The 26,488-nt window shown below is 74.1% G+C and carries 16 protein-coding genes and 2 pseudogenes; 10 read left to right on the top strand and 8 right to left on the bottom strand.

All coding sequences use genetic code 11. The features are described 5' to 3' along the window. The first annotated feature begins 189 nt into the window (after window positions 1-189). From ABD332_RS34500 to ABD332_RS34480, 5 genes are all read left to right on the top strand, one after another. Window positions 190-534: an ArsR/SmtB family transcription factor gene (locus ABD332_RS34500; protein ID WP_344506671.1), complete on the top strand. Its 345-nt coding sequence runs from the start codon at window positions 190-192 to the stop codon at window positions 532-534. Between the two features lie 167 nt (window positions 535-701). Then, window positions 702-1,088, top strand: coding sequence for a hypothetical protein (locus ABD332_RS34495; RefSeq protein ID WP_344506668.1), 387 nt, complete (start codon window positions 702-704; stop codon window positions 1,086-1,088). A gap of 107 nt (window positions 1,089-1,195) precedes the next feature. Further along, entirely contained in the window at window positions 1,196-1,954 is a 759-nt protein-coding gene (locus ABD332_RS34490; RefSeq protein WP_344506667.1) for a class I SAM-dependent DNA methyltransferase, read from the top strand. Window positions 1,955-2,157: 203 nt separating this feature from the next. Next, entirely contained in the window at window positions 2,158-3,318 is a 1,161-nt protein-coding gene (locus ABD332_RS34485; RefSeq protein ID WP_344506666.1) for a CaiB/BaiF CoA transferase family protein, read from the top strand. Then, window positions 3,315-4,535, top strand: coding sequence for an MmgE/PrpD family protein (locus tag ABD332_RS34480; protein ID WP_344506664.1), 1,221 nt, complete (start codon window positions 3,315-3,317; stop codon window positions 4,533-4,535). Before ABD332_RS34485 ends, ABD332_RS34480 begins: the two co-directional genes overlap by 4 nt. A gap of 72 nt (window positions 4,536-4,607) precedes the next feature. Here ABD332_RS34480 and ABD332_RS34475 read toward each other — a convergent pair whose 3' ends face one another. From ABD332_RS34475 to ABD332_RS34460, 4 genes and pseudogenes are all read right to left on the bottom strand, one after another. Next, window positions 4,608-5,357, bottom strand: a complete 750-nt coding sequence (locus ABD332_RS34475) for a GntR family transcriptional regulator (protein ID WP_344506662.1) — start codon at window positions 5,355-5,357, stop codon at window positions 4,608-4,610. Between the two features lie 168 nt (window positions 5,358-5,525). Next, the gene (locus tag ABD332_RS34470; RefSeq protein ID WP_344506660.1) at window positions 5,526-6,116 is read right to left on the bottom strand and encodes an HD domain-containing protein; all 591 of its coding nucleotides are present in this window, start codon (window positions 6,114-6,116) and stop codon (window positions 5,526-5,528) included. Window positions 6,117-6,159: 43 nt separating this feature from the next. Next, a pseudogene (locus ABD332_RS34465) lies at window positions 6,160-6,951 on the bottom strand (PCRF domain-containing protein); the annotation flags it as partial. A 33-nt stretch (window positions 6,952-6,984) separates the two neighbouring features. Next, complete coding sequence (locus ABD332_RS34460; RefSeq protein WP_344506659.1) at window positions 6,985-7,116, bottom strand: hypothetical protein; 132 nt, start codon at window positions 7,114-7,116, stop codon at window positions 6,985-6,987. Window positions 7,117-7,313: 197 nt separating this feature from the next. On the opposite strand from ABD332_RS34460, the pseudogene ABD332_RS34455 reads away from it, so the two are divergent. From ABD332_RS34455 to ABD332_RS34445, 3 genes and pseudogenes are all read left to right on the top strand, one after another. After that, a pseudogene (locus ABD332_RS34455) lies at window positions 7,314-8,477 on the top strand (RNA-guided endonuclease InsQ/TnpB family protein); the annotation flags it as partial. A gap of 86 nt (window positions 8,478-8,563) precedes the next feature. Next, on the top strand, window positions 8,564-9,502 hold the full coding sequence (locus ABD332_RS34450) for an aminoglycoside phosphotransferase family protein (protein ID WP_344506657.1): 939 nt from the start codon (window positions 8,564-8,566) through the stop codon (window positions 9,500-9,502). A gap of 108 nt (window positions 9,503-9,610) precedes the next feature. Beyond that, window positions 9,611-10,402 (top strand): FkbM family methyltransferase, encoded by a 792-nt coding sequence (locus ABD332_RS34445; RefSeq protein WP_344506655.1) that lies wholly within the window; start codon window positions 9,611-9,613, stop codon window positions 10,400-10,402. Window positions 10,403-10,404: 2 nt separating this feature from the next. Here ABD332_RS34445 and ABD332_RS34440 read toward each other — a convergent pair whose 3' ends face one another. From ABD332_RS34440 to ABD332_RS34425, 4 genes are all read right to left on the bottom strand, one after another. Then, window positions 10,405-11,751: a PASTA domain-containing protein gene (locus ABD332_RS34440; protein WP_344506653.1), complete on the bottom strand. Its 1,347-nt coding sequence runs from the start codon at window positions 11,749-11,751 to the stop codon at window positions 10,405-10,407. Window positions 11,752-11,831: 80 nt separating this feature from the next. Continuing rightward, the gene (locus ABD332_RS34435) at window positions 11,832-12,830 is read right to left on the bottom strand and encodes a beta-ketoacyl-ACP synthase 3 (protein ID WP_344506651.1); all 999 of its coding nucleotides are present in this window, start codon (window positions 12,828-12,830) and stop codon (window positions 11,832-11,834) included. A gap of 49 nt (window positions 12,831-12,879) precedes the next feature. Next, on the bottom strand, window positions 12,880-13,536 hold the full coding sequence (locus ABD332_RS34430) for a PadR family transcriptional regulator (protein ID WP_344506689.1): 657 nt from the start codon (window positions 13,534-13,536) through the stop codon (window positions 12,880-12,882). An 81-nt stretch (window positions 13,537-13,617) separates the two neighbouring features. After that, the gene (locus ABD332_RS34425; protein ID WP_344506649.1) at window positions 13,618-14,868 is read right to left on the bottom strand and encodes an MFS transporter; all 1,251 of its coding nucleotides are present in this window, start codon (window positions 14,866-14,868) and stop codon (window positions 13,618-13,620) included. Between the two features lie 264 nt (window positions 14,869-15,132). On the opposite strand from ABD332_RS34425, the gene ABD332_RS34420 reads away from it, so the two are divergent. Then, a complete protein-coding gene (locus ABD332_RS34420) occupies window positions 15,133-21,717 on the top strand; it encodes an amino acid adenylation domain-containing protein (RefSeq protein WP_344506648.1) in 6,585 nt (2,194 codons plus the stop codon). Continuing rightward, entirely contained in the window at window positions 21,714-26,486 is a 4,773-nt protein-coding gene (locus ABD332_RS34415; RefSeq protein ID WP_344506646.1) for an amino acid adenylation domain-containing protein, read from the top strand. Before ABD332_RS34420 ends, ABD332_RS34415 begins: the two co-directional genes overlap by 4 nt. Window positions 26,487-26,488: the final 2 nt, after the last annotated feature.

Here is a 26,488-nt window from a genome sequence, read left to right as displayed (position 1 = left end):
CGCCACCTCCGTCAAGACCACGCTGCCGATCCGAAGACTTTATCAGTTCATAAAGTCTTCAAGTCGATGGTCATGCCGTACCGCGCCGAGCGCATCCGCCCGCCGGTGGAGCCCCGCCTGCGACGGCGTTGCCCGTCCCCAGCGGCTGATAGCCTTGCTGTCATGGCACAGGGGGGAGGTGGACGCAGCATGTCGGTGCCGCTGTATCAGGCGAAGGCAGAGATGTTTCGCACGCTCGGCCACCCCGTGCGCATCCGCGTGCTGGAGCTGCTGCAGGACGGGCCGCGCCCGGTCCGCGACCTCCTGGACGAGATCGAGGTCGAGGCATCGAACCTCTCGCAGCAGCTGTCCGTGCTCCGGCGCGCCGGGTTCGTCGCTTCGTACCGTGAAGGCCCCCTGGTGATGTACGCGCTGAGCACCCCCGACCTGGCGGAGCTCCTCGCCGTCGGGCGGAGGATCCTCGGCGCCGTGCTCAGCGATCGCGACGGCCTGCTCGACGAGCTGCGCGCGCACTCGCAAGAGACGTCCGGGTAGCCACCGCACATCCGCACACCTCTGCGTGGCTGTCGGCTGCCCGTCGTCATGAAGGTGTGATAAATTGAAGAAGTCTTCAATTCGCTCGGCTGGCATCCCCGCGGATGGATGAGGTTCAGGCCGACTCGCCGGGGCAACGACGCGCACCTGGGAGGTCGGGGGCCAGCATGCCGGCAGCGCAGCGGACAGCCTGGGACGCCTACCTCACCGTGACCGGCGGGCTGCTACCGGCCGTGGGCGAGGAGCCGATTCGCGGGGCGACCACCGGCTGTGAGCTGCGCGGGTTCGTCGTGCGGATCGAACGGTACGCACCGCTGTGGGGTGCGGACGGTCCGATGCTGCTCGCCGCGGTGCGCGCGGCGCAGGCGCTGCACCAGCGCGGCGATCGGACCGCCCTCGCCGATCTGCTGCGGGCCATGGCCGATCGGCTGTACCTGATCTCGGCCCGCCCCCGCCCGTCACGATGTGAACCCCGCGCACGCGAACGCGGGCTCCGCAACGAGGGCGTGTACGGTACAGCGCCACCGCACCGGAGAGGAGAGGCCCATGGGTGACAGCACCACGGGCCGCCCGAGACACGCCTGCGGCAGACCCGATGCGGCGCGCATGCCGTCCCATACTCCATGACCAGCGACCGCCGGCCGACGAAAGAACGACGCACATGCCCCACGACCAGGATCTCGCCGCGGCCTACGAGCTCATCTACACCGTCGCCGCGGGCAAGGACTACCAACGCGAGGCCTACGACATCACCGACCTGATCCGGCGGCGCAACCCCGCGGCGGACAGCCTCCTCGACGTTGCGTGCGGCACCGGGCTGCACCTGTCCCACTTCCGCCACAGCTTCGCGCACGTCGAGGGACTGGAACTCGCCGAACCGATGCGCAAGGCCGCCGTCGATCGTCTCGACGGGGTCGCGGTGCACGTCGGCGACATGCGCGACTTCCGGCTCACCCGGACGTTCGGCGCGGTCACCTGCCTGTTCTCCTCCATCGGCTACGCGCGGTCGGTGGGGGAGCTCAACCAGACGCTGACCTGCCTCGCCGCACATCTGGAACCCGGCGGCGTCCTGGTGCTCGAGCCATGGTTCACCCCGAGTCAATGGATCTCCGGACCTGTCGACACCGGCACGGCCGCCGACGGCCGGCGCCATCTCACCAGGATGTGCGTGTCCCACAACGCCGGCACGACGTCGACGCTGACCATGCACTACCTGCTCGGCGAGCCGGACACCGGCATCCGGCACTGGAGCGAGGAGCACACCCTGACGCTGTTCACCGACGAGCAGTACCGCTCCGCGATCCGCCAGGCCGGCCTCCGCGACGTGCAGTGGATTCCCGGTACGCACGACCGGCGACCACGCATCAGCGCGGTCAAGCGCCGCTGGGCACGGCCGTCCATTCCGCGGCCCGCAACGTAGACGCTTGACGGGACGCTCTGGAGCGCATGCCGGCACCGCCGCTGATCTGCGCTTCGGCAAGATCGTGCGCCGGGTGAAGGACTGCGGCGGCGTTGACATGGGTCGGCGCATCGGGGCAATATGGCCGTACAAATGCCTAGCTTGTCCGATGGAGGCGACATGAAGGTTCCGACGGGCCCGCCGGGCGTTTGCTGGCCGACACGGTGATAGGCCCGCTGGAAGGCATCACCGTCGTCTCGCTCGAGCAGGCCGTGGCGGCGCCGTTCGCCACGCGGCAGCTGGCCGACCTCGGCGCGAGAGTGATCAAGGTCGAGCGGCCCGGCTCGGGCGACTTCGCCCGGCAGTACGACGAGACCGTGCGCGGCATGTCGTCACACTTCGTCTGGCTCAACCGCTCCAAGGAATCCATCGGACTGGACCTGAAGTCCGAGCACGGGCGCCGCGTGATCCATGCGCTGGTCGACCGGGCCGACGTGTTCGTGCAGAACCTCGCCCCGGGAGCCGCCGACCGGCTCGGGCTCGGCGCCGCGCAGCTGCGCGCCCGGCACCCCGGACTGGTCCACGCGTCGATCTCCGGCTACGGCGCCGGAGGGCCGTACACCGAGAAGAAGGCCTACGACCTGTTGGTGCAGTGCGAGGCCGGCCTCGTGTCCGTCACCGGCACGCCGGAGGACCCCGCCAAGGTCGGCATCTCCGTGGCCGACATCGCCGCCGGGATGTACACCTACACCGGCGTGCTGACCGCGCTGATCCGCAAGGGCCGCACCGGCGAAGGCGCCACGCTGGAGATCTCCATGCTGGAGGCGCTGGCGGAGTGGATGGGCTTCCCCATGTACTACGCCCGGTACGGCGGCACGCCACCCGTGCGCAGCGGCGCCTCGCACGCGGCCATCGCACCCTACGGGCCCTTCGACTGCGCCGGCGGCGAGCGGGTGTTCCTCGGCATCCAGAACCAGCGGGAGTGGGTGGTCTTCTGCGAGAAGATCCTCGGCCGGCCGGAGCTGGCCACCGACGAGCGGTTCGCCACCAACAGCCTGCGCGTGGCCCACTCCGGCGCGCTCCGCGCGGAGATCGTCCGGGTGTTCCGGGACCTGGAGGCCGCCGAGGTCATCGATCGCCTGGAGGATGCCGGGATCGCCAACGCCCGGCTGCGTGACATGGCAGGTCTGGTGGAGCACGAGCAGCTGGCGGCGCGCGACCGCTGGCGGCAGGTCGGGTCCCCGGTCGGCCCGCTCATGGCGCTGGTGCCACCGGTCACCATGGACGGTCACGAACCGGTGATGGCACCCATTCCGGCCCCGGGCGAGCACACCGAGCGGATCCTGGCCGAACTGGGCCTGGAGGGGACGGGGGCGCCGGCGTGAGCCACGGCGAGATGACGCCGACCCGGTCCGGTGCCGCGCACGCCCTGGCCTGCTGGGCGGCGGCGCTGGACCCGGGCGCCGAGGAGCTGGCGCTGGCCGATCGGTCCCTTGTGGACACCGTGGCCGTCGGCCTGGCGGCGCACCGGGAACCGGTCATCGGCATCACCGCGGACCTGCCGGAGGAGGCGCGCTGGGCGTTCGCCTGCCACATCCTCGACTTCGACGACCTGCACATGCCGTCGACCTCACACATCAGCACCGTCTGCGTCCCGGTCGCGCTCGCCCTCGGCGGCGGCGCCCGGACCTATCTGGCCGGCGCGGGGGTGATGGCCCGGCTCGGGATCGCCCTCGGCTGGCCGCACTACTCGGCGGGCTGGCACGCGACCACGACGTGCGGCGCCCTGGGAGCGGCGGCCGGGGCCGCGGTCGCCCTGGGGCTGGACGCCGGCGGCATCGCCCGGGCCATGGCACTGGCGGTGCCGGCCGCCGGGGGCGTCCAGCGCAGCTTCGGCACCGACGGCAAGCCGCTGCAGGTCGGGTTCGCCACCCACGCCGGGGTGCGGGCGGCGCGGCTGGCCGCCGCCGGGGCCAGCGCGGACCCGCGGGCCGTCGACGACTGGCTGGCGCTGCTGGGCGGCTCGCCGGACCGCTTGACCATCGACGGGCCGACCGTGCCCGGCGGGCTCGCCGTCAAGCTCCATCCCTGCTGCTACGCACTGCAGCGCCCGATCGGTGCCGCGGCCACGCTGCGCCCGGCCGTGCCGGATCCGGCGGCGATCCGGCGCATCGTCGTGCGCACTCCTCGGGCGACCGTCCAGCCGCTGATCCACCACCGGCCGGACACCGGCCTGCAGGCCAAGTTCAGTCTCGAGTACGCGGTGTCCGCCGCGCTGCTCGACGAGCACGTCGGCTTCGCCGCGTTCACCGACGACGCGGTACACCGGCCGCCGGTGCGGCGCCTGGTCGACCTCGTCGAGACCGAACTGACCGACGGCGGGGACCACCTGCTCGCCGGCGAGGTGGCGGTCGAGGCGCACACCGACACGGAGGTGCACCGCGCCGCGCTCGCTTACCCGCCCGGGTCGCCGCAGCACCCGCCGCTCGACGGCGCCTTCGCCGGCAAGGTCGCCGACTGCCTGGCCGGCCTGCCCGTGACGGCCGCCGACATCGCCTGGGACCGTGCCGCGGATCTGCTCCGCGCGCACCTGGGCGTCTGAGAAGGGCTGTCCGGATCTCGGCGGGACGTCCACCTACCGTCTCGTCGCGCCGAAGATCAGAACGCGGCGATCTCAACGTGCGGTGCGGCGCAGCCGGACCCGGTACGTGTAGTGCCGCGGCAGGAAGTAGCTGATCGCCAGCTCGACCGGCGTGCCGTTGGCGGTCGAATACACGCGGTCGACCCTGAGCAGCGGCTCGCCGACCCCGCAGTTGAGCACCTTCGCCAGGTCCGCGTCCGCGGCGACCGCCGTGATGCTCTGGTCGGCCTCGACGACCGGATCGTCGAACAGCGTGTCGATCAGCCCGACCACGGTCAGCGTGCTGGTGCGTCCCGCCGCCGGGAGCTCGGTCGACTGGAGCAGGCGCTTGCCGATGGTCGGGGGGACGTACACGGTCGTCACGCAGAACGGTGTCTCGTGGTGGCGGCGCAGGAACGTCATCGAGTAGACGAAGTCGCTCGTCAGCTGCAGGCGGCCGGCCGCGTCGATGTCCGCCTGATGCCCGAGCGGATGCACGATCTCCATCTCGGTGTCGATCGACAGCGCCATCAGGTCCTCGATCGACCCGACCTGGCGGAGGTACTTCTCGTCGGGGTCGCTGACGAAGGTCCCGCGGCCGGGCACGCGGGTGACCAGACCCTCGTTGACGAGTTCGAGGAACGCGCGCCGGACCGTCTGGCGGCTGACGCTGTAGGTGGAGGCGAGCTCGGCCTCGGTCGGGAGTGGGCGTCCGTCCTTGAACTCGTCGCGCAGGATCGCGTCGCGCAGCTCGCGTGCGAGCGTGCCATACGCCGCTTCGTTGCCGCCTGTGCGTCGAGCCAAGCGAGGATGCCAATCTGCTCGGGGCCGTCCCTGGCTTGGCGGGGACGGCTGGTGGCTGCGCTGACCGTGAACTCAAGGCCACATGGCTGAGTGCCTTGCTTCGCCCGCGTGGCACACAGCCTAGCGCATTTGTACGGCCATATCGCAGCGGGGCCCCGAGCGTGCGGGTCAGGTGGCTGGATGGGAGTCGAGGGGGTTGGTGGCGATCCGGGTGGCGACGTCGGTGCGGACGGAGGCGCCGGCGGGGCTGTCCGGCTTGCGGGCGGCCTGGTCCTGGAAGCAGGCGAGGAACTCCGCGCCGAAGCCCAGGCGCGGGTAGCGGGCGAGCAGGTCCGTCCGGGAGTCGGGCGGGAACGCGTCGGCGTGCCGGCCGGCGACCTCCCAGCTGCTGGCGACCTGGAGCAGGTGGGACTCTGGGTCTGCGGCGGGCGAGACGTCGCTGTGCATGTGCTGGACGATGATCTCGGCGGCCCGGGCGGCGCGGTGGGGTGGCCAGCCGGATGCCACGGCGAAGGTCCAGGCCATGTGCCCGCCCGCCTCCTCGAAGGGCAGGTGGTGGCTGTCGAACGGCTCGGTGAGGCCGATGTCGTGCAGCAGCGCCGCGACGTACAGCAGCTCGTCGTCGAAGGCGATCCCGCGGGCGGTGCCGTACGTCGCCGCCCAGAGGTAGGAACGGACGCAGTGGTTGAGCAGGGCGGGCGAGTAATAGCGGGTGGCGACGGACAGCGCGGCCGCGGTCGTGGGTGTCTCCGGCGTCATGCGCTCAGCTCTACCGCGGGGACGGCGGCGGGTCGTCGTCCTGTCAGGGTGAAGGGCGGCGGGCAGCGCCGTCGAAGTCGGACGGGGCCGTGTACCCGCGGACGTCCCGCGGCGCGCCGCGCGCGACGAGTAGCCGCGACCGGATGATCCGGATCGCCTCCGCCTTGCGGTGCCGGGCGCGGCGGTCGTAGGGGAGGCCCACCCCGATCCCGGTCGGCAGGTGTCTGATGTGGAGCGTCGACCTGGTTTCGCCGGCGCGGCTCGGGCCGCGGACGCAGTACAGGTCGACGCGGAGGTCCTCGTCGGCGAGCGCGACCGGGTCGTCGTCCTGCGCGAGGGGCGACACCTCCACGAGGGCGTGGCCGGTCCGCGTCCGTCCATGGTCGAACGGGTCGGCGGCGGTCATCGCGTGCCGGCCGTCCTCGCCGCGCAGCAGGCCGTACGCGTACGGCGCGGCGAGCACCAGCGTCGCCTCCCGCAGCCCCGCGACGGACGCGTGGTGCTCCGTCACGACCTCGGTGGGCAGGCCGTGCAGGTCCGCCCACTGCCGGTACATCCGCAGCAGCGCCTCGGCGAGTGCGGTCGAGGCCGGGTCGTCGGGTGCCGCGGCCCGGACGAGCACGACGGCGCCGTGCGTGTCGTAGGCGCCGTCGAGCCGCATGCGGACCTGCACGGCGGCGACGGCGTCGCCGAGGGCGGCCAGCTCGCCGGCGAGGTCCGCGAGGACCGCCGTGTCGTCCTCCGCCAGGGCCATCGCCAGCAGCGCGGTGACGTCGGCGAGCCGGTCCCGCACGGCGGCGGCCCGCCGCAGCTCACCGGCGACGAACGCGAGCCGGGCCGTGACGCTCCGACCCCGGCCGGGATCCCTTCACAGGTCGGGCGCGGCGGCCTCGTCCTGCAGGTCACGCTCGAGCCGGCGGAGGCGGTCGAGGCCGGGCTCGGCCGAGGCGAGGGCCGCGTCGAGGCGGCGCACCTGCCCGGCCAGGTCATCGGCGGTCATCGGATTCCTTCCGTGGATACTCCGGCCTTCAGGCCGGGGAGGAAACGGAACTCCTGCGGAGCAGGGCAGGGGAAGCCGATCGGCCGCCAAGGCGGATGGGCGTTTGCCTGTGTGTCACCGCAAGGTTCACCGTCTAGGCCGTTATCGTGTGGGCCGTGTCCGGGACTGTGAAGCGGGCGTTCTAGTACCGCTTCTACCCGACCCCTGGGCAGGCCGCCGAGCTTGCTCGGACGTTCGGGTGTGTCCGGCTGGTGTACAACCTGGCGTTGCAGGCCCGGACCGAGGCGTGGACGCTGCGCCAGGAACGGGTCAACTACCACGCCACCAGCGCGATGCTGACCGCGTGGAAGAAGACCGAGGAACTGGCGTTCCTCAACGAGGTCTCCTGCGTGCCGTTGCAGCAGGCGCTGCGCCACTTGCAGGTGGCGTTCACGAACTTCTGGGCGAAGCGTGCCAAGTATCCGACGTTCAAGTCCAGGAAGCGGTCGCGCCGCTCGGCGGAGTACACGACCAGCGCGTTCCGCTGGCGCGACGGCCGGCTCACCCTGGCGAAGATGACTGAGCCCCTGGACATCGTGTGGTCCCGGCCGCTGCCCGTGGGGGCTTCGCCGTCCACGGTGACCGTGTCCCAGGACACCGCCGGCCGCTGGTTCGTCTCGCTGCTCTGCGACGACCGGGTCGAGCCAGTCCCGGCCACGGGCGCGGTCGGTGTCGACGCCGGACTGGATAGCCTGCTCTGCCTGTCCACCGGGGAGAAGGTCACCAACCCCAAGCATGAGCGCCGGGACCGGGCCGCGCTCGCCCGCGCCCAACGCAACCTCGCCCGCAAGGAGAAGGGCTCCGCGAACCGGGTCAAGGCACGGCTGAAGGTCGCCCGCGTCCACGCCCGGATCACCGACCGCAGGCGTGACCACCTGCACAAACTGAGCACTCGACTCGTTCGTGAAAACCAAACGATCGTGATCGAGGACCTGACCGTGCGCAACATGATCCGAAACCACAGCCTGGCTCGCGCCGTCTGCGACGCGGCCTGGCGGCAGTTGCGCACCATGCTCGAATACAAGGCCGGATGGCACGGCCGCACCCTGGTCGCCGTGGACCGCTGGTTCCCGTCGTCCAAACTGTGCTCGACCTGTGGTGCACTCGCTGAACATATGCCGCTGCACGTGCGGTCGTGGACCTGCCGGTGCGGCACCGTCCACGACCGCGACGTCAACGCAGCCCGCAACATCCTCGCGGAGGGGCTCTCCGTGATCGCCTGTGGAGGCGGTGTAAGACCTCAACGAGAGTCCTCTCGGACGAGGCAGTCGTCGGTGAAGCAGGAACCCCCTGGGGTGACCCAGGGAATCCCCGCCCTTTAGGGCGGGGAGGACTGTCAAGGCGTCCAGCGTACGGCGCGGCCGCACAATACGGTTGCCGCCCGGCGCCGGTCTTGTGAAGTTGGGGCGTGACCTCCGACCCGGAAGACGCCGGCCCAGATGCCATCCCGATGCCGGACCGGCGGCTCGTCGACGCGGGTGTCGTGCGGCGGCTGGTCGCCGCGCAGTTCCCGCAGTGGGCCGGCCTGCCCGTGCGGCCCGTCGCGGTCAGCGGCTGGGACAACCAGACGTTCCGCCTCGGCGACCGCATGTCGGTGCGGCTGCCGACCGCGGCGGAGTACGCGCTGGCGGTACAGAAGGAACACCGCTGGCTGCGAAGGCTCGCCCCGCACCTGCCCTTGCCCGTCCCCGCGCCGCTGGCGATGGGCGAGCCGGGTGAGGGGTTCCGCTTCCACTGGTCGGTGTACGGGTGGATCGACGGCGACCCGGTCGGCGCCGACACGGTCGCCGACCTGACCGGGTTGGCGGCCGACCTGGGCGCCTTCCTGGTCGCGCTGCGGCACGCCGACCCGGCCGGTGGCCCCGAACCCGGGCTGCACAACTGGTTCCGCGGAGGTCCGCTGCGGGTGTACGACGCGCAGACCCGGCGCGCGGTCGAGGCGCTCGGCGACCTGGTGCCCCGCGACGCCGTCACCGCGATCTGGCAGGAGGCGCTGCGGGCCCGGTGGGACGGCGCCCCGGTGTGGTTCCACGGCGACATCGCCCCCGGGAACCTGCTGGTGCGCGACGGTGCGCTGGCCGCCGTCATCGACTTCGGCACCTGCGGCGTCGGCGACCCCGCCTGCGACACGGCGATCGCCTGGACGGTGCTGTCCGGCGCGAGCCGCGCAGCGTTCCGCTCGGCGCTCGGCACCGACGACGGCACGTGGGCCCGGGGCCGGGGCTGGGCGCTGTGGAAGGCGCTGATCGTCTACGCCGGTGCCCTCGACGCCGACCCCGCGACCGCCGCCGAGGCCGGTCGCGTCATCGGCGAGGTGGTCACCGAGCACGCGGAGTCAGGCCGCTGACCGGCGCGCCGAGACCTTAGTGATCTCCCTACCGGATCTGCCGGAGTGTTGCCGGTGATCTCCGGCGGCGCGCGGTGCACCGGCCGGGGCGCGGAAGGGACGGGTCCGATGACGACGCACAGCATGCGCCTGCCCGACGGCAGGACGGTCTGGAGCCTCAACCGGAGCGAGACCGAGTACCTGTACCGGGAGATCTTCGTGGACCGGGTGTACCTGCACCCTGACGGTCTCGACCTGCCGGACTCGCCCGTCGTCGTGGACGCCGGCGCGAACATCGGGCTGTTCAGCCTGTTCGCCGCGGGGCGGTGGCCGGGCGCGACCGTCCACGCGTTCGAGCCGGTGCCGGAGGTGTTCGACGTGCTGTGCCGCAACGCGTCCGGGACCCCCGGCATCCAGACCCACCAGCTCGCGCTCGGCGAGCACCCGCGGCACACCAGGATCCGCCACTACCCGCAGTACACCATGATGTCCGGCATCGACGCCGAGCCCGAGGCCGACCGGGCCCTGGTCCGCGCCTACATCGAGAACACGGCCGCGGACCTGGACGAGGAGCTGCGCCAGGTGGTCCTGGGCCGCCTCGACGAGATGCTCGACGGCCGGTTCGAGCAGCGGCTCGTCGACTGCCGGGTCGACACGCTGCCCAACGTCGCCGCGCGGGCCGGCCTCACCCGCATCGACCTGCTGAAGATCGACGTGGAGGGCGCCGAGCTGGCCGTGCTGCGCGGCCTGGACGAGGCGACCTGGGATCTGGTGCGGCACGCCGTCGTCGAGGTCGCGTCGCCCGGCGGTGAGCTGGCCGAGGCGGAGAAGCTGTTCGCCGCGCACGGCCTGCGGACCAGCACGGTGCAGCTGCCCGAGTACCGGGGGACCGCGCTGTACTTCCTGTACGCGAGCCGCTGAGGTCAGCTTTTGCAGCCCGAGGAGCCGGTCGGCTCGCCGTACTTGACGACCTCCATGACGACCTGGGTGTCCTTCGCGGCGGCCGTGCCCGGCTTCGGGGACTGCGCCACGACCAGCCAGTTGCGGTCCAGGACCTGCCGCCGGCCCTGGGTGGTGTGGTCCTTGGAGGTGGTGCGGTAGCCGGCGTCGCGCAGCTTATCCTGCGCCTCCTGCAGGTTCATGCACATGACGTTGGGCACGGCGCCGGCGGCGCCGGAGCCGCCCTCACCGTCGGACGGCTTGCGCACGCGCAGGGTGAGCTCGGTGTTGGCGTGCACGGTCGTGCCCTCGGCCGGGGACTGCGCGGCGACCACCCAGTTCTTCGGGTCCAGCACCGTGCGGTCCTTGCCGGTGTCGTCGACGAGGTGGACGTTGCGCAGGCCGAGCTGGTTGAGCGTGCGCTGGGCGTCCGGCAGGCGGTCGCCCTTCAGCTTCGGCATCTTCGCGTCGAACGCCGAGGCCTTCGGCGCGGCCTTGTTGCCCCAGTCGTGCTCCAGCGGATGCAGGGCGCAGGACGCGAACGTGCTCAGGGTCAGGCAGCCGTTCGAGTCGAACTTGACCACGCCCCAGGTGATCGCGGCGATCGCCGCCCACTCGAAGATCCCGCCGAGGAGCTGGGCGCCGACGAGCCGGCCGCCGGCGCCGAGCATGAACGGCGGGTCGGCGACGACGGGGTACGCGACGCCGGCCGTCCGGTGCTCCACGACCAGGCGGACGGTGTTGCCGTGCACCTCGTAGTGCGACGGCACCAGCTTGCCGTCGGCGTCGTACGCCCACGACGGGGGGATCGCGCCGACGGTCGCGTCCTTGGACTTCAGCACGACGCCGGCCCCGGCGGGCACCGGGGTGGCCCCCGACACGGCGGTGTCGAACGACACCGGCGCGGCGGCGCTCTTGACGACGTAGAAGATGCGGGCCGCCTCCGGGGCGAGCACCTGCTCGGCGACGTCGGTGCCGTCGACGGCGTCGCGGAAGACGACGACACCCTTGGCGGCGGAGCCGCCGCTGCCCTTGCCGGCGCTGCGCGCGGTGAGCTCGACGGCGCCGTCGCGCAGGACGATGCCCTGGCCGAGGTCGTCGGTGACGCGCGAGGACGCGGCGCTGCGCGAGACGGACAGGCTGTGCTGGTCGGCCTTCACCGGCCGGTCGCCGGACTGGTCGAGCACGTCGGCGAAGCTGCGGGGCGGCTTCGCGTAGGCGGGCACCGAGTTCGCGCCGCCCCGGCCCTGCTCGGGTGTGCAGGCGCTGGTGGTGACGAGCGCCAGGCACACGGCGACGATCAGGAATCGACGTCGTTCGCTACGACCCATGGACGCAGTGTGCCTGACGCCCGCCACGCGAAGCTACCGCCCGCGCACGGACGGGTGTGAATGACTGGTGAATGCACCAGTCAGGGGAGGTCGACCACCAGCGCCGCGTAGGACAACCCGGCGCCGAACCCGGTCAGCAGCGCCGGTCCGCTCGGCGCCGGTCCGCCGCCGGTGAGCATGGTGTGCAGCGCGAGCGGGATCGACGCCGCCGACGTGTTGCCGGTGTCCACGATGTCCCGGGAGACCCGCACCGTGTCCGGCAGCCGCAGCGCCGCCGCGAGCTTGTCGATGATGCGCAGGTTCGCCTGGTGCGGCACGAACGCGGCCAGGTCGGCCACGTCGAGCCCGGCCGCGCCCACGGCGGCGAGGGCGGTCGGCGCGACCTGCTGGATCGCCCAGCGGAACACCTCCTGACCGGCCATCCGCATGGTCGGCCAGAACTCGGGCTTGTCGCGGACCGCGAGCCAGGAGTCACTGTGCGCGATGAGACCGCTGCGGGCGCCGTCGGAGCCCCACACCACCGGCCCGATCCCCGGCAGCGCCGCCGGGCCGACCAGCACGGCACCGGCGCCGTCACCGAACAGGAAGGCGGTGGAGCGGTCCTTGGGGTCGATGATGTCGGTCATCCGCTCGGCGCCGATGACCAGCGTGTACCCGGCGGTCCCGGCCCGCACGAGCGCGTCGGCGACGGCGAGACCGTGGCAGAACCCGGAGCAGGCGGCGCCGACGTCCAGCGCCGCGGCGGACCCGGCGCCGGCGCGATGCGCGATCTCCGGCGCGATCGGCGGCGACTGCTGCAGGTTGGACATGGACGCGACGATCACCGTGTCGACCCGCTCGGCCGGCACCCCCGCGAACGCGAGCGCGTCGCGGGCGGCGGCGGCCGCCATGCTCGCGACGGTCTCGTCGGGCCGCGCGTGGCGGCGCGTCACGATTCCCGACCGTTGCCGGATCCACTCATCGGAGGAGTCGATCGGCCCGCAGACCTCGTCGTTGGTCACGATCCGGTCGGGCCGGTACGCGCCGACGCCGAGAAGACGAGTGCCACCTGGCGGGCGGCTGGTCAGGACGGCAGGCATGTAGCTCCTCGGTCGAATGCGGCCGTCCGGGTGGCGGATCGGCCGACGGTCAGGCCCGCGCGGTCGCGCGGCTACCCGGCGTGCGGCGTCGCGGGCGCGCGGCGAGTGCGCCGTCCGGTGACGGTGGCGCCTCGTCGACGTCTGCAGGTGGGAATGGCAGCAGGTCGGTGTCGTGCACGCCCATCCCGTCCTCGATACGGTCGGCGATCTCCACGCACCAGTCGGCTTCACACTCGAACCAACGCAGGGCCCGCTCCAGCTGCCATTCTACGTGCTCCGGCCGATCGACGGTGCGATCGTCGAGGTCCCGGCGTTGCTGCTCGGCGAAGGACCACAAAATGCCTGCTCGGGTGCGCAGCGCCGTCACCGCCTCGGCCCGTGACAGCGACGGCAGGAAGGACAGCGCGGACAGGAACGGGTCGCTCGGCAGCTGGTACTGCCACCAGTACCGCCGCAGCAGCACCCGGAACTCGCGGACACCCGCGGGCGTGGTCCGGTAGGTGGTGCGCTCGGGCCGGGCGCCGCTGCGCTCCGTCTCCACCGGCTCCAGCAGGCCCTCGGCGGTGAGCTTGCGCAGCGCGTGGTAGACCGAACCAGCGGGGACGCTCATCGCCGGTCTTCCGTCGTACGCCAACAGACCGCGGCGGATGTCATGGCCGTGCACGGGCTGGAGCGACGACACCAGCCCGAGCACCATCAGTCGCATGGTTGACACCGGCGGAGCATAGCCAGCACGGCGTGACGTGAGAGCGGATCACGAAAGGTGTGGCGTGACGCCAGAACCTGATCATCGACTCGCCGCGGCCCGCAGCGGGGTGAGGAGCCCGGCGGCGACGATCGCCAGGAACGATACTCCTACCGCGATCAGCGGCCCGTGCACCCCCGCGTGCGCCACCGCCGACGTCAGCACCAGCGCGCCGACCGGCCCGAACGCGTGGTGCACCATCCAGAAGCCGGCCGTGACCCGGCCCAGCAGGTGGTCGGGGGTCACCGTCTGGCGCAGGGAGGCGGAGCTGATCCCCGCCATCGTCTCGCCGAACGCGAACACCACCGCCGCGACCAGCACCACCACCAGGTGGTACACCAGGCCGGCGGCGGCGATCGCGACCCCGCAGGCGAGGTACGCCGCCAGCCACGCCGGCCCGAAACCGACCCGGCGGCGGACCGCGGGGGTGATCACCGCGGCCACGATCGAGCCGACGCTGGCGGCACCGAGCAGGCCGCCGACGACCCGGTCCCCCTGACCGAGGTCGTGCCGCACGTAGTAGATGAAGACGTCCACCAGGCCGAGGCTGAGGAACGTGACCGGGGTGTACAGCAGGGTGATCGCCCGCAGCACCGGCGTCCGCCACAGGAACCGGACCCCGACGGCGAGGTCCCGCCACACGGCCGTCGGCCGCCCGGCGATCGGGTCCATGGCGGGCCCGCCGGTGGCCGGACGGAGCCGGATCAGCAGCAGCCCCACCACCGAGACGCCAAACGTCACCGCGTCCACGGCGACCGCGGTCACCGGGCCGGCCAGCGCGGCGACCAACCCGGCGGCCATCGGCCCGAGCACGAACCCCGCGCCGTAGGTGGCCTGCAGCCGGCTGTTGGCGGCCGTGATCTGCTCCCGCGCCACGATGTTCGGCACCGCCGCGGAACAGGCGACGTCGAACACCATCTGGAACACGGCGGCGACACCGATCACCGGGTACAGCAGCCACACGTGCTCGCCGGCGGTCCACCACACCACCGGGACCGCCGCGTAGAGCAGCAGCCGGGCCAGGTCGCACCAGATCATCAGCAGCCGCCGGTCGACCCGGTCGACGAGGACACCGGCGAACAGCCCGCTCGCGACGGTGCCGGCCCCGGCGATGCCGGTGATGAGACCCATCTGCGCCACCGAACCGGTCGCGTGCAGCACCAGCAGCGGGATCGCGACGAGGGAGAACGAGCTGCCCAGCGTCGACAGCGCCTGCACGGCCCAGAAGATCCCGAAGTCGCGGTTGTGCCGCAACGGCACCGGCGTGTGCGTGTCGCTTCCAGACAGCGTCATCAGCCCTGTTCCGTTCGGTAACCGTTCGGTGGCCGACGATACCGGCGCGGTGCGGCGGGCGGGCTAGCGATTCGCCCAGTGTTGCCGCCGGCGACTTGAGCGGGGTCGGCGGCTGGGGTCTGATGACGGCATCGCGACCCGCCGGGCCAGGGTGACGGCCCGGCGGGCCGCGAGGTGCCAGGCCGGTCACCTGCCACGGGCGGTGGCCGGCCGAGCCAATCGCCGCTGCGCCGCGGAGGCCACCCACGGAGAGGTCCGGACACTGTGGACGATCGCCAGCCGCAGACGGCGCAGACCGACCCGGTCCTGCGGATGCTCGAAGTCCACTCGCGGGTGATGGGCCAGGCCCACGCCCTGCTCACCGGCGCCTACCCGGTGCCCGCTCCCGCCCTTGTACCGCCTGCGCCCGCGCTTGTACCGCCGTTGCCCCAGCCCGTTTCTGTACCGGTGCCGGTACCGTCCGTGCCCGCGCCGGCCGGTGGGCCGTATGCGCTCAGCGCGGCGCAGCGGGACATCTGGTTCCTGGACCAGATGGGCGCGGACCACTCGCGCGCCTACAACGAGTCCGTGATGATCGTGATACGCGGCCCGCTGGACGTGGCCGCGCTGCGCCGCGCGCTCACCGACGTCGTCGCCCGCCACGACAGCCTCCGCACGGTCTTCGCCACCGACGGCGGCAGCCAGCGCGCCCTGCCGCCGTCCGCCACCGACCTGCCGCTGGTCGACCTCACCGCCGACCCGCAGGGCATCGAAGCGTGGCTGCACGAGCGGGCCGGCGACGCCTACGACCTCGCCGCGGGCCCCCTGCTCAGGGCGCACCTGCTGCGCCTCGCCCCGCAGCTGCACCACCTGCACCTCGCCGTGCACCACAGCGTCATCGACGGCTGGTCCTTCGGCGTGCTCATCGACGAGATCCTCGCCCTGTACCGCGACGGCACCGGCGCCGCCCTGCCTCCGGCCCCGAGGTTCCGCGACTACGTCGAGCACCTGGAGCACCGCCCGGCCGACACCGAGTACTGGGACGAGCGGTTCGCCGGCGGGTTCCCGGTGCTGCGGCTGCCGTCCGACCGCCCCCGTACCGCGAGGACCGCCCGCGCCGGCGGCCGCGTCGAGCACACCGTGTCCGCGGAGGTGTCGCAGCTCGTCGCGACGGTCGGGCCGAAGCTCGGCTGCACCCCGTTCACCGTGCTCTTCGCCGCCTACGCCGGGCTGCTGCACCAGCTCAGCGGCCAGGACGCCCTCGTCGTCGGGGTGCCGCTGGCGCAGCGGGACCTGCCCGGCGGCACCCACCTCGTCGGCAACTGCAGCACCGTCCTGCCCGTGCTCAGCCGGGTGCCGCTGGACGGCACCGTGCAGGCGCACCTGCGGGCCGTGCAGCGGGCCCTCGCCGAGGACTACCAGCACCCGGGCTTCTCCGTGCAGGCCGTCCGCGACCGTCTGCCGGTCACCCTCGCGCCGGGGGAGCGGATCTTCGGCTCGTTCTTCAACCTGGACCGGCCGCTGCGGATCCCGACGGTGCCGGGCCTGGACCTGGCGCTGCTGCGCACCACCCGCCGGTTCGCCAAGGCGGACTTCGAGGTCGACATCCTCGCGATGCCCCGCTCGTACATCATCACCTGCGAATACGACGCGGAACTGTTCGACGAGGGGACGGTCCGCGACCACCTGCGGCGCTACGAAGACCTCCTCCGGGACCTGCTGCGGAACCCCGCGGCGCCGGTCCGGCCGCTGCTGATCCCCTGTGACAACGCCGCGCCCGCCGCCGAACCGGAGACGCTGCCCGGGCTGTTCGAGGCGCAGGCCCGGCGGACGCCGGACGCCATGGCGCTGATGTCGGGCGACGAGGTCCTCACCTACGCCGAGCTCGACGCCCGCGCCGACCGGCTCGCCCGGCTGCTGCGCGACCTCGGCGCCGGCCCCGAACGCGTCATCGCGCTCGCCGTGCCCCGCTCGACCGACCTCGTCGTCGGCGCGCTCGCCACCGGCAAGGCCGGTGCCGCGTTCCTGCCGGTGGACACCGAGCACGCCGCGGACCGGGTCGCCGCGCTGCTGGACGACGCCCGGCCGGTCGTGGTCCTGACCGTCGCCGCGGCCGCCGGCGTGGTGCCGGCCGCCCCCGGCCGGCACGTGGTCGTGCTCGACGACCCGGGGGTCCGTGCCGGCCTCGACGCCGGCGCCGGCCGCGTCGACGAGGCGGAGCGCGGGCTGCTGCCGGCGCACCCCGCGTATGTCATCTACACGTCGGGGTCGACCGGCCGGCCCAAGGGCGTCGTCGTGCCGCACGCCGGGATCGTCAACACCCTGCGGTGGTGGCAGGGTGAGCAGCCGCTCGACGGCCGCGACCGCACCATGCTGAAGACCCCGCTGACCTTCGACCCGTCGGTGCACGAGCTGTTCTGGCCGCTGTCGGTCGGCGCCGTCCTCGTCGTCGCCGCCGCCGACGGGCACCACGACCCGCGGTACCTGGTGTCGCTGATCCAGCGGGCCGGGGTCACCTCCGTCCAGTTCGTGCCCAGCACCCTGCGGGAGTTCCTCGACGAGCCCGGCGCCGGGGCCTGCGCGACACTGCGGCACGTGCTGTGCGGCGGCGAGACCCTGCCGATCGGCCTCGTGCGGCGGTACTTCACGGTGCTGGACGCGCCGCTGTACAACCTGTACGGGCCGACGGAGTCGTCGATCGAGTCGACGTTCTGGCCGTGCCGCCCCGACCCGGGCACCGCGACCGCCCCCATCGGCCGGCCGGTCACCGGCGCGCGCCTGTACGTCCTGGACCGCGACCTGCGCGATGTCGGCCCCGGCGCGGTCGGCGAGCTGTACATCGCCGGTGCCGGACTCGGGCGCGGCTACCTGAACCGGCCCGACCTGACCGCCGCCGCGTTCGGGCCCGACCCGTTCGGCCCGCCCGGCACCCGCATGTACCGCACCGGCGACCTGGTGCGCCGCGACGCCGCCGGCGACCTCGAGTTCATCGGCCGCGCCGACTCGCAGGTGAAGGTCCGCGGCGTCCGGGTCGAGCTCGGCGAGGTCGAGGCGGCGCTACGGACGCTGCCGGAGGTCACCGACGCGGCCGTGCTCATCCGCACCGTCGGCCCCGACGAAGGCGGGGACCGGCAGCTGGTCGCCTACCTCGCCGCCGACCCGGCCGTCGCCGAGGACCCCGCGGCGCTGCTGCGGCGGCTCAGCGCCCTGCTGCCCCCGGCGATGCTGCCGGCCCGGTTCGTCGCGCTGCCCGGCCTGCCGCAGCTCACCAGCGGCAAGACCGACCGGCAGGCGCTCGCCGCCATGCCGCTGGAGGCGGGTGCCCGCAAGGCCGGACGCGCTGCCGGTACACCAGCGGAACAGCGGATCCTGCACCTGTGGAGCGAACTGTTCGGCCGCGACGACATCGGCGTGGACGACGACTTCTTCGCCCTCGGCGGCCACTCGCTGCTCGCCACGCGGCTCGTCGGCCGGGTGCGGTCCGCGTTCGGGGTGGAGATGTCGGTGCGGGCGCTGTTCGAGGCCCCGACGGTCGCCGGCGTGGCGCGCACGGTCTCGGGCGTGGCGCACACCGCCGGCACTGACGTCTCGGACCGGCCGGTGCCCGCGGCCGTCTCGGACCGGCCCGCGCTCGTCATGGGTGAGCGGCCCGCCGCGGTGCCGCTGTCCTACGGGCAGCAGCGGCTGTGGTTCCTGCACCGGCTGTTCGGCGCCAGCTCGACCTACAACATGGCCATGTCGCTGCGGCTCACCGGCCCGCTCGACGTCGCCGCGCTGCACCGCGCGTTCGGCGACCTCATGGCCCGCCACGAGACGCTGCGCACGACCGTCGAGGACGCCGACGGCGGCGCCCGGCAGCGGATCGCGCCGCCCGGCACGCACCCGGCCGAGGTGACCGTCGTCCCCGTCGCACCCGACGGCATCGCCGCGGCAGTCGCGGCCGCCGGCGAGTACGCCTTCGACCTCGCCGCCGAGGCACCGATCAGGGTGTGGGTGTTCGCGGCCGCCGCCGACGAGCACGTCGTCACCGTGGTCGTGCACCACGTCGCCGGCGACGCCTGGTCGATGGAGCCCCTGGCCCGGGACCTCGCCGTCGCGTACGCGGCCCGCCGCGACGGGCGCGAACCCGGCTGGGCGCCGCTGCCGGTGCAGTACGCCGACTTCGCCGTGTGGCAGCGCCGCCTGCTCGACAGCGAGGCACCACGACAGCTCGCGTTCTGGCGCAAGGCCCCCGCCGGGCTGCCCGTCGAGCTGACCCTGCCCGCGGACCGCCCCCGCCCGCCGGAGCCCAGCTACGACGGCGCCGTCGTCACGTTCGACGTCCCGGCCGCCCTGCACGCCCGCCTGGAGACGCTCGCCCGGGCCGGCGACGCCAGCATGTTCATGCTGCTGCAGGCGGCCCTCGCGGCGCTGCTCACCCGGCTCGGCGCCGGCACCGACATCCCCGTCGGCAGCCCCGTCGCCGGGCGGATGGACCCGGCCCTCGACGACCTCGTCGGGTTCTTCGTCAACACCCTGGTGCTGCGCACCGACACCTCCGGCGACCCCACGTTCACGGAGCTGCTCGGCCGCGTCCGCGACTGGAACCTGGCCGCCTACGGCAACCAGGACCTGCCCTTCGAGCAGCTCGTCGAGGCGCTGAACCCGCCCCGCGTCGCGGCCCGGCACCCGCTGTTCCAGGTGATGATGTCGCTGGAGAACACCACGCCGGTCGACATCACCCTCGACGGGCTGACCCTGCGCGAGGAGCCGCACCCGTCGACGACCGCGAAGTTCGACCTCACCTTCTCGATGCGGGAGCGCGGCCCGTCCGCCGGCATCGAGGGCGAGCTGGAGTACAGCATCGACCTCTACGACGAGCGGACCGCCCGGCTGCTGGTCGAACGGTTCCAGGGCGTGCTCGCCGCCGTCGCCGCCGACCCCGCGCTGCGGGTCGCCGACGTGCCCGTGCTCGCCGCGGGCGAGGCTTCGCTGCTGCTGGCCGCCGGCCGCGGCGCCAGGGCCGGCGCCGACCGCGCCGGATCCGTGCTGGCAGCCATCGCGGAGCAGGTGCGGCGGGTGCCCGACGCGCCGGCGGTCACCGACGGCGCCGCGACCCTGAGCTACGCGCAGCTGTGGGAGCGCGCCGGCCGGGTCGCCGCGGCGGTCCGGGCCGCCGGCGCCGGGCCCGACGGCGTCGTGGCCGTGCTGCTGGACCGGTCCGCCGACACGGTCGCCGCCGTGCTCGGCGTGTGGCGGGCCGGCGCCGCGTTCACGGCCCTCGACGTCGACTGGCCCGCGACGCGGCGGGCCGGCGTCGTCGACGCCGCCGCGCCCGTCGCCGTGCTGACGTCCCGGGTCCGGCTCGCCGACGTCCCGCCGACCGCGGCGACCGTGCTCTGCCTCGACGACGCCGCCGGCTGGTCCACAGTGGACGCCGCTGCCACGGTGCCGGTGGACGCCCTCGCCTACGTGCTGTTCACCTCCGGCTCCTCCGGCCGGCCGAAGGGCGTCATGGTGCACCACCGCGGCCTGCGGGCCGTGTTCGACGGCTGGGTGGCGGCCTACCGGCTGCCGGAGCGGGTCACGTCGGTGCTGCAGATGGCGGCGTTCGGGTTCGACGTGTTCACCGGGGACCTCGTGCGGGCCCTCGGCACCGGCGCGCGGCTGGTGCTGTGCCCGCGCGAGACCCTGCTCGACCCGCCGGCGCTGCTGTCGCTGATCCGCCGCGAGCGCATCGACTTCGCCGAGTTCGTGCCCGCGGTCGCCCGGGCGCTCGCCGCGCACGCCGAGGCCGTCGGCGCCCGCCTCGACGGGCTGCGCCTCATGGTGGTCGGCTCCGACACCGTCTACCGCAACGAGCTCGCCGCGATGCGCGACCTGCTCGGCCCCGCCGCCGACGTCGTCAACTCCTACGGCCTCACCGAGGCGACGATCGACTCGACCTGGATGACGGTCGACGCCGCCGGGACCGGCGACCACCGCGCGCTCATCGGCGCCCCGTACCCCAACGCCACGGTGGTCGTGCTGGACGAGCGGCAGCGGCTGGTGCCGCCGGGCGTCCCCGGCGAGCTGCACGTCGGCGGCGATGCCGTCGCCCGCGGCTACCTCGGCGCCGCCGGACTCACCGCCGACCGGTTCGTGCCCGACCCGTTCGAGCCCGGGCAGCGGCTGTACCGCACCGGCGACGTCGTGCGGTGGCGGCAGGTCGGCGACGGGCCCGTCCTGGAGTACCTCGGCCGCGCCGACAACCAGGTCAAGCTCCGCGGCTACCGGATCGAGACCGGTGAGGTCGCCGCCGCCGTCCGCGAGGTCGCCGGCGTCGACGCGGTGGCTGTCCTGGCCCGCCCGGGCCCCGGCGGCGGGGACCGGCTCGTGGTGTACCTGGCCTCCGGTCACACGCCCGCCGACGCGCCGGTGGCGCACTGGCACGCCGCGCTCGGCCGGCGGCTGCCGCGGTACATGGTCCCCGACGGCTTCGTCGTGCTGCCCCGGCTTCCGCTGAGCGCCAACGGCAAGGTCGACGAGCAGGCGCTGCGGGCCCGGCCCGACGACGAGATCACCGTCGCCGCCGGCCCGTACGCCGCCCCGCGGACCCCGCTCGAGCAGCAGCTCGCCGACGTGTGGGCCGAGGTCCTCGGCGTCGAGCGGGTCGGCGCCGACGACGATTTCTTCGCCCTCGGCGGCCACTCGCTGCTGGCGATGCGGCTGGTGGCCCGCACCACCGAGAAGCTCGGCCTCGACCTGCCGCTCGCCACGCTCTTCCGCCACCCGACGGTCGCCGCCCTCGCCGGCGAGCTGGCCGCCCCGTCGGCGCCGGTGTCGGCGTTCGCGACCGCCGGGATCACCCCCGTGGCGCGCCACCGGTTCGCCGACGGCCCCCGCCCGTGACCGCGACGGTCCCGGCGGCCGGCGCCGGTGCGGCCTTCGCGTGCCGGGCGTCGCTCGCGCAGGACCGCATCTGGTTCTTCGAGCAGCTCGTGCCGGGGACCGCGACGTACAACCTGGGCGGCGCGGTCGACATCGACGGCACGCTGCACGTCGGTCACCTCACCGAGGCGCTGCGCGTCTGCGTGCGGCGGCACGAGGCGCTGCGGACCTGTTTTGAAGGCACCGACAGCGGCGCGCGGCAGATCGTCCACGAGACCGCCGAACCCGACCTGCGCCACGCCGACCTCACCGGCCTCGACCCCGCCGCCGCCGAGGCCGAGGCGGACCGGATCGTCGCCACCGAGGTCGCCCGGCCGTTCGACCTCGAACGGCTGCCGCTCGCGCGGTTCGTGCTGCTGCGGCTCGGCCCCCGCCGGCACGTGCTGACGCTCACCTTCCACCACATCGTCACCGACGACTGGTCGCTGGGCATCTTCACCCGGGAGCTCGGCACCGTGTACACCGCGCTCAGCGCGACCGTCCCGCACCGGCTGCCGGCGCTGCCCCTGCAGTACGCCGACTACGCCGCCTGGCAACGGGAGCTCGTCGAGCAGGGCGCCGTGCGGGAGCAGCTGCGGTACTGGCACGAGCGGCTCGACGGGGCGGCCACCCTCGCCCTGCCCACCGACCGGCGCCGCCCCGCGGAGGAGTCCCACCGCGGCGCCGGGGTCCGCCTGGAGCTCGACCCGGCCCTCGCCGACCGGCTGCGGGGGCTGAGCCGCGGCGAGGGCGTCACCCTGTTCATGACGCTGCTCGCCGGCTTCACCGTCATGCTCGGCCGCTGGGCCGGGCAGACCGACGTCGTCGTCGGCACCCCGATCGCCAACCGGCCCCGCCGGGAGCTGCACGACATCGTCGGCCTGTTCGTCAACATGCTCGCCCTGCGCACCGACCTCGGCGGCGCGCCGACGCTGCGGGAGGTGCTGCGCCGCACCGCCGCCACGTGCACCGCCGCCTTCGAACACCAGGACGCACCGTTCGACCACGTCGTCGCCGTCGTCGCCGGGGACCGGGCCGCCGGGCGGCACCCGCTGTTCCAGGTGCTGTTCCAGGTCCTCGAGGACGACCTGCGCGGCTTCAGCCTGCCCGGCGCGACCGTCCGCGCCCGCGACGGCGCCGGGCACACCGTGAAGTTCGACCTGTCGTGCACCGTCGTGGACACGGGCCGGGCGCTCGTCGCCGAGCTGCAGTACGCCACCGACCTGTGGGACGAGCCGTCGGCGCGGCGGATGCTGGACGCCTGGGTGCGCGTCCTGCGGGCGATGGCGGCCCGCCCCGACATCGGCGCCGACGAGGTGCCGCTCATGTCGGCGGCCGAGCTCACCGACGCCGTCCAGCGGTGGAACCCGCCGGGGCGCACCGCCGGGGTGACCCTCGACGCCGGGTTCGCCGAACAGGTCGCGCGGCGCCCGGACGCGGTCGCGCTCAGCGGCCCGGACCGTCGGTGGACCTACCGCGACCTCGACGCCGACTCGGACCGGGTCGCGGCGGCCCTGCACGCCGCCGGGGTCGGCGCCGACGACCGGGTCGGCCTGCACCTGGACCGGTCGCCGGAGCTCGTCGTGGCGATGCTCGGCGTCCTCAAGGCCGGCGCCGGCTACCTCGTGCTCGACCCCGCCCTGCCACCGGACCGGCTGCGGCTCCTGGCCGCCGACGCCGGGATCCGGGCGGTGCTGGGCACGCCCCTCTCGGAAGACGTCCCGCTGGTGACGCCGTCCGCCGCGCCGTCCGGTCCGTCGTCCGACACAGCGTCCGGTCCGTCGGCCGCCGCGCCGTGGCGGTCCCGCGGCGCCGGGCATCCGGACGGTCTCGCGAACGTCGTCCACACCTCGGGGTCGACCGGCGAGCCGAAGGGCGTCGCCGTCACCCACCGCGGGATCGTCAACCTGGTGACCGGCGACCACGCCCCCGTCACCGCCGGCGACGTGGTGCTGCTGACCGCGAACCCGTCGTTCGACACCACCACGTTCATGGTGTGGGCGGCGCTGCTCAACGGCGCCCACCTCGCCGTCGTCCCCGCCGGCCGCCCCCTGGACGCCGGCACGCTCCGGGCGGCGATCGTCGAGCACCGGGCGAGCGTGGTCCGGCTGACCCCGGCGCTGTTCCACCTGGTCGCCGACGCCGACCCGGCCGCGTTCGACGGCGTCAGGTGCCTGGTCGTCGGCGGCGACGTGCCCGACCCCGCCCGCATCCGCCGGGTGCTCGCCGCCGGTCCGCCGGGGTCGCTGGTCAACGCCTACGGACCCACTGAGATCACGGTCACCGCCACCGACCACGTGGTCGGCCTCGATCTCGCCCGGCTCGACCTCGACGGCGACGTGCCGATGGGGCTACCCGTCGCCGGGGCCACCGCGTACGTCGTGGACCGGCACCTGCGGCCCGTCCCCGTCGGCGTCGTCGGTGAGCTGCTCGTCGGCGGCGCGGGCGTCGCCAGGGGATACCTCGGCCGGCCCGACGCCACCGCCGACCGGTTCGTGCCCGACCCGTTCGGCGCCGAACCGGGCGGCAGGCTGTACCGCACGGGCGACCTCGTGCGCCGCCGCGCCGACGGCCGGCTGGTCTTCGTCGGCCGCGCCGACCGGCAGGTGAAGCTGCGCGGCCACCGGGTCGAGCCGGGCGAGATCGAGGCCGCGCTGCGCCGCCTCGACGGGGTCGCCGAGTGCGCGGTCAGCCTCGTCGAGGTCGCCGGCGCCCGGCGGCTCGTCGCCCACGTCGCCGGCGCCGCCGGACTGGACGGTGCCGCGCTCCGGGAGGCGCTCGCCGGGCAGCTGCCGCCGTACCTGGTGCCCGCGCACATCCTGGTGCTCGACCGGCTGCCGCTGACCCGCACCGGCAAGCTCGACCGCGCCGCCCTGACCGTCGTCACGCCGGCCGGCACCCTGGCCGGCTCCCCGCGGCGGCCCGCGCGCGACGACCGCGAGCGGACCCTGCTCGGCATCTGGACCGAGCTGCTCGGCGTCGCCGGCCTCGGCATCGACGACGACTTCTTCGCCAACGGCGGGCACTCGCTGCTCGCCGCCACCGCCACCGCAGCGGTCCGGCGCGCGCTCGGCGTCGAGCTGAGCCTGCGGGAGCTGTTCCAGCACCCGACCGTCGCCGCCCTCGCCGCGCTCCTCGACGGGCGGCCGAACACCACCGTCGACACGCTGCCACAGGACGCCACCACCCGGCCGCCGCACGAGCGCGCCGAGCTGCGCCTGCGGGCCTGGCGGCGCGGCATCGCCGACCTCGGCGACCCGCCCGCCGACCCGGCGCCCGCGTCCGGCAGCCAGCGGGCGATGCTGTTCCTGGACCGTTTGGCCCCGAACGGCACCGCGTACCTGACGACCGCGCACACCCGCCTCACCGGCCCCCTCGACGTGGCGAGGCTGCACGCCGCGCTCACCGCGGTGGTGCACCGCCACGAGGTGCTGCGGACCGTCCTGCGACTGCACGACGGCCACCCCGTCCAGATCGTCCTGCCGCCGGGGCCGGTGCCGCTGCCGGTGCACGACCTGACCGCCCTCGACCCCGCCGCCGCCGAGGCGGAGCTGCACCGGCTCGCCGCCGCAGAGGACCCGTTCGACCTCGCCGCAGGTCCCCTCGTGCGGGCCCGCCTGGTCCGGCTCGGCGACGACGACGCGGCGCTGCTGCTGACGTTTCACCACGCCGTCGTCGACGGCTGGTCCATCGGCGTGTTCGCGGCCGAGGTCGCCGAGCACTACCGGACCGGCGCCGCCCCGCCACCGCCGGTGCCGCAGCACGGCGAGTACGCCCGCTGGCAGCACGAGTGGCTGGAGGGACCCGCCGCCCGGGAGAGCCTCGCCCACTGGCGGCGGGAGCTCGCCGGCGTGCCGGACGCCCCGCTGCCCTACGACCGTCCGGGCCCGGCCCCGCTACCGCTACGGGCCGGCACGCACCGGTTCACCATCCCCGCCGGGTGCCTCGACAACCACGACGCGACCCCGTTCATGGTGCTGGCGGCGGCGCTGCACGTGCTGCTCGCCGGCTGGACCGGCCGCACCGGCGTGTGCTTCGGCACGCAGGTCGCCAACCGGCCGCACGACGAGGTCCGGGACCTCATCGGCTTCCTCGCCAACGTCGTCGTGCTCCGCGGCGACGTCACGCCGGATGTGACGTTCACGAGTCTCCTGGCGCGCACCGTTTCGCGGTCCCTGCAGGCGTACGAGCACCAGCAGGTGCCCTTCGACGCGGTCGTGCGCCACCTCGCCCCGGACCGGCCCCCGGGCGGCAACCCGCTCTTCCGGGTCGCGATGACGCTGCACAACACCCCGCCGCCGGTGCGGGAGGCGGGCCCGCTGCGCCTGGACCCGCTCGACGCCGGCGCGCTGGCGCACGCCCGGCACGAGCTGGAGCTCGACATCCGCGCCGACGGCGGCGGGCTGCGCTGCGACGTCACCTACGCCGCGGACCTGTTCACGCCGGACAGCATCGAACGGCTCGCCGGCACGTACCAGCGGATCCTGCGAACCGTCGCGGCCGACGCCACCGTGCGGGTCCGGGACCTCCTGCCCGCCGATCCCGTCCGCGAGACCGTCCGGGAGGTCGTCGCCGAGGTCCTCGGCCGCCCGGTGGACGAGACCGCGGACTTCTTCGCCCTCGGCGGCGACTCGCTCGGCGCGGTGCGGGTCCTCGACCTGATCCGCGTCCGCTGCGGCGCCGACGTGCCGCTCGCCGCCTGGCTCACCGGCGGGCCGGCGAGCGTGCTGCGCCTGGCGCGGCTGGCTTAGCA

The sequence above is a fragment of the Dactylosporangium maewongense genome, from assembly GCF_039531485.1.
GTDB classification, from domain to species: domain Bacteria; phylum Actinomycetota; class Actinomycetes; order Mycobacteriales; family Micromonosporaceae; genus Dactylosporangium; species Dactylosporangium maewongense.
This window is presented reverse-complemented; position numbering and strand designations above follow the sequence as displayed.

Bases quoted from the DNA above. Each gene is read 5' to 3' on its own strand.
- ABD332_RS34435 (WP_344506651.1), bottom strand. From the start codon at position 12,830: ATGCCTGCCGTCCTGACCAGCCGCCCGCCAGGTGGCACTCGTCTTCTC.
- ABD332_RS34500 (WP_344506671.1), top strand. From the start codon at position 190: ATGTCGGTGCCGCTGTATCAGGCGAAGGCAGAGATGTTTCGCACGCTC.
- ABD332_RS34470 (WP_344506660.1), bottom strand. From the start codon at position 6,116: ATGACGCCGGAGACACCCACGACCGCGGCCGCGCTGTCCGTCGCCACC.
- ABD332_RS34425 (WP_344506649.1), bottom strand. From the start codon at position 14,868: ATGACGCTGTCTGGAAGCGACACGCACACGCCGGTGCCGTTGCGGCAC.
- ABD332_RS34460 (WP_344506659.1), bottom strand. From the start codon at position 7,116: ATGACCGCCGATGACCTGGCCGGGCAGGTGCGCCGCCTCGACGCGGCC.
- ABD332_RS34495 (WP_344506668.1), top strand. From the start codon at position 702: ATGCCGGCAGCGCAGCGGACAGCCTGGGACGCCTACCTCACCGTGACC.
- ABD332_RS34445 (WP_344506655.1), top strand. From the start codon at position 9,611: ATGACGACGCACAGCATGCGCCTGCCCGACGGCAGGACGGTCTGGAGC.
- ABD332_RS34430 (WP_344506689.1), bottom strand. From the start codon at position 13,536: ATGCGACTGATGGTGCTCGGGCTGGTGTCGTCGCTCCAGCCCGTGCAC.
- ABD332_RS34490 (WP_344506667.1), top strand. From the start codon at position 1,196: ATGCCCCACGACCAGGATCTCGCCGCGGCCTACGAGCTCATCTACACC.
- ABD332_RS34440 (WP_344506653.1), bottom strand. From the start codon at position 11,751: ATGGGTCGTAGCGAACGACGTCGATTCCTGATCGTCGCCGTGTGCCTG.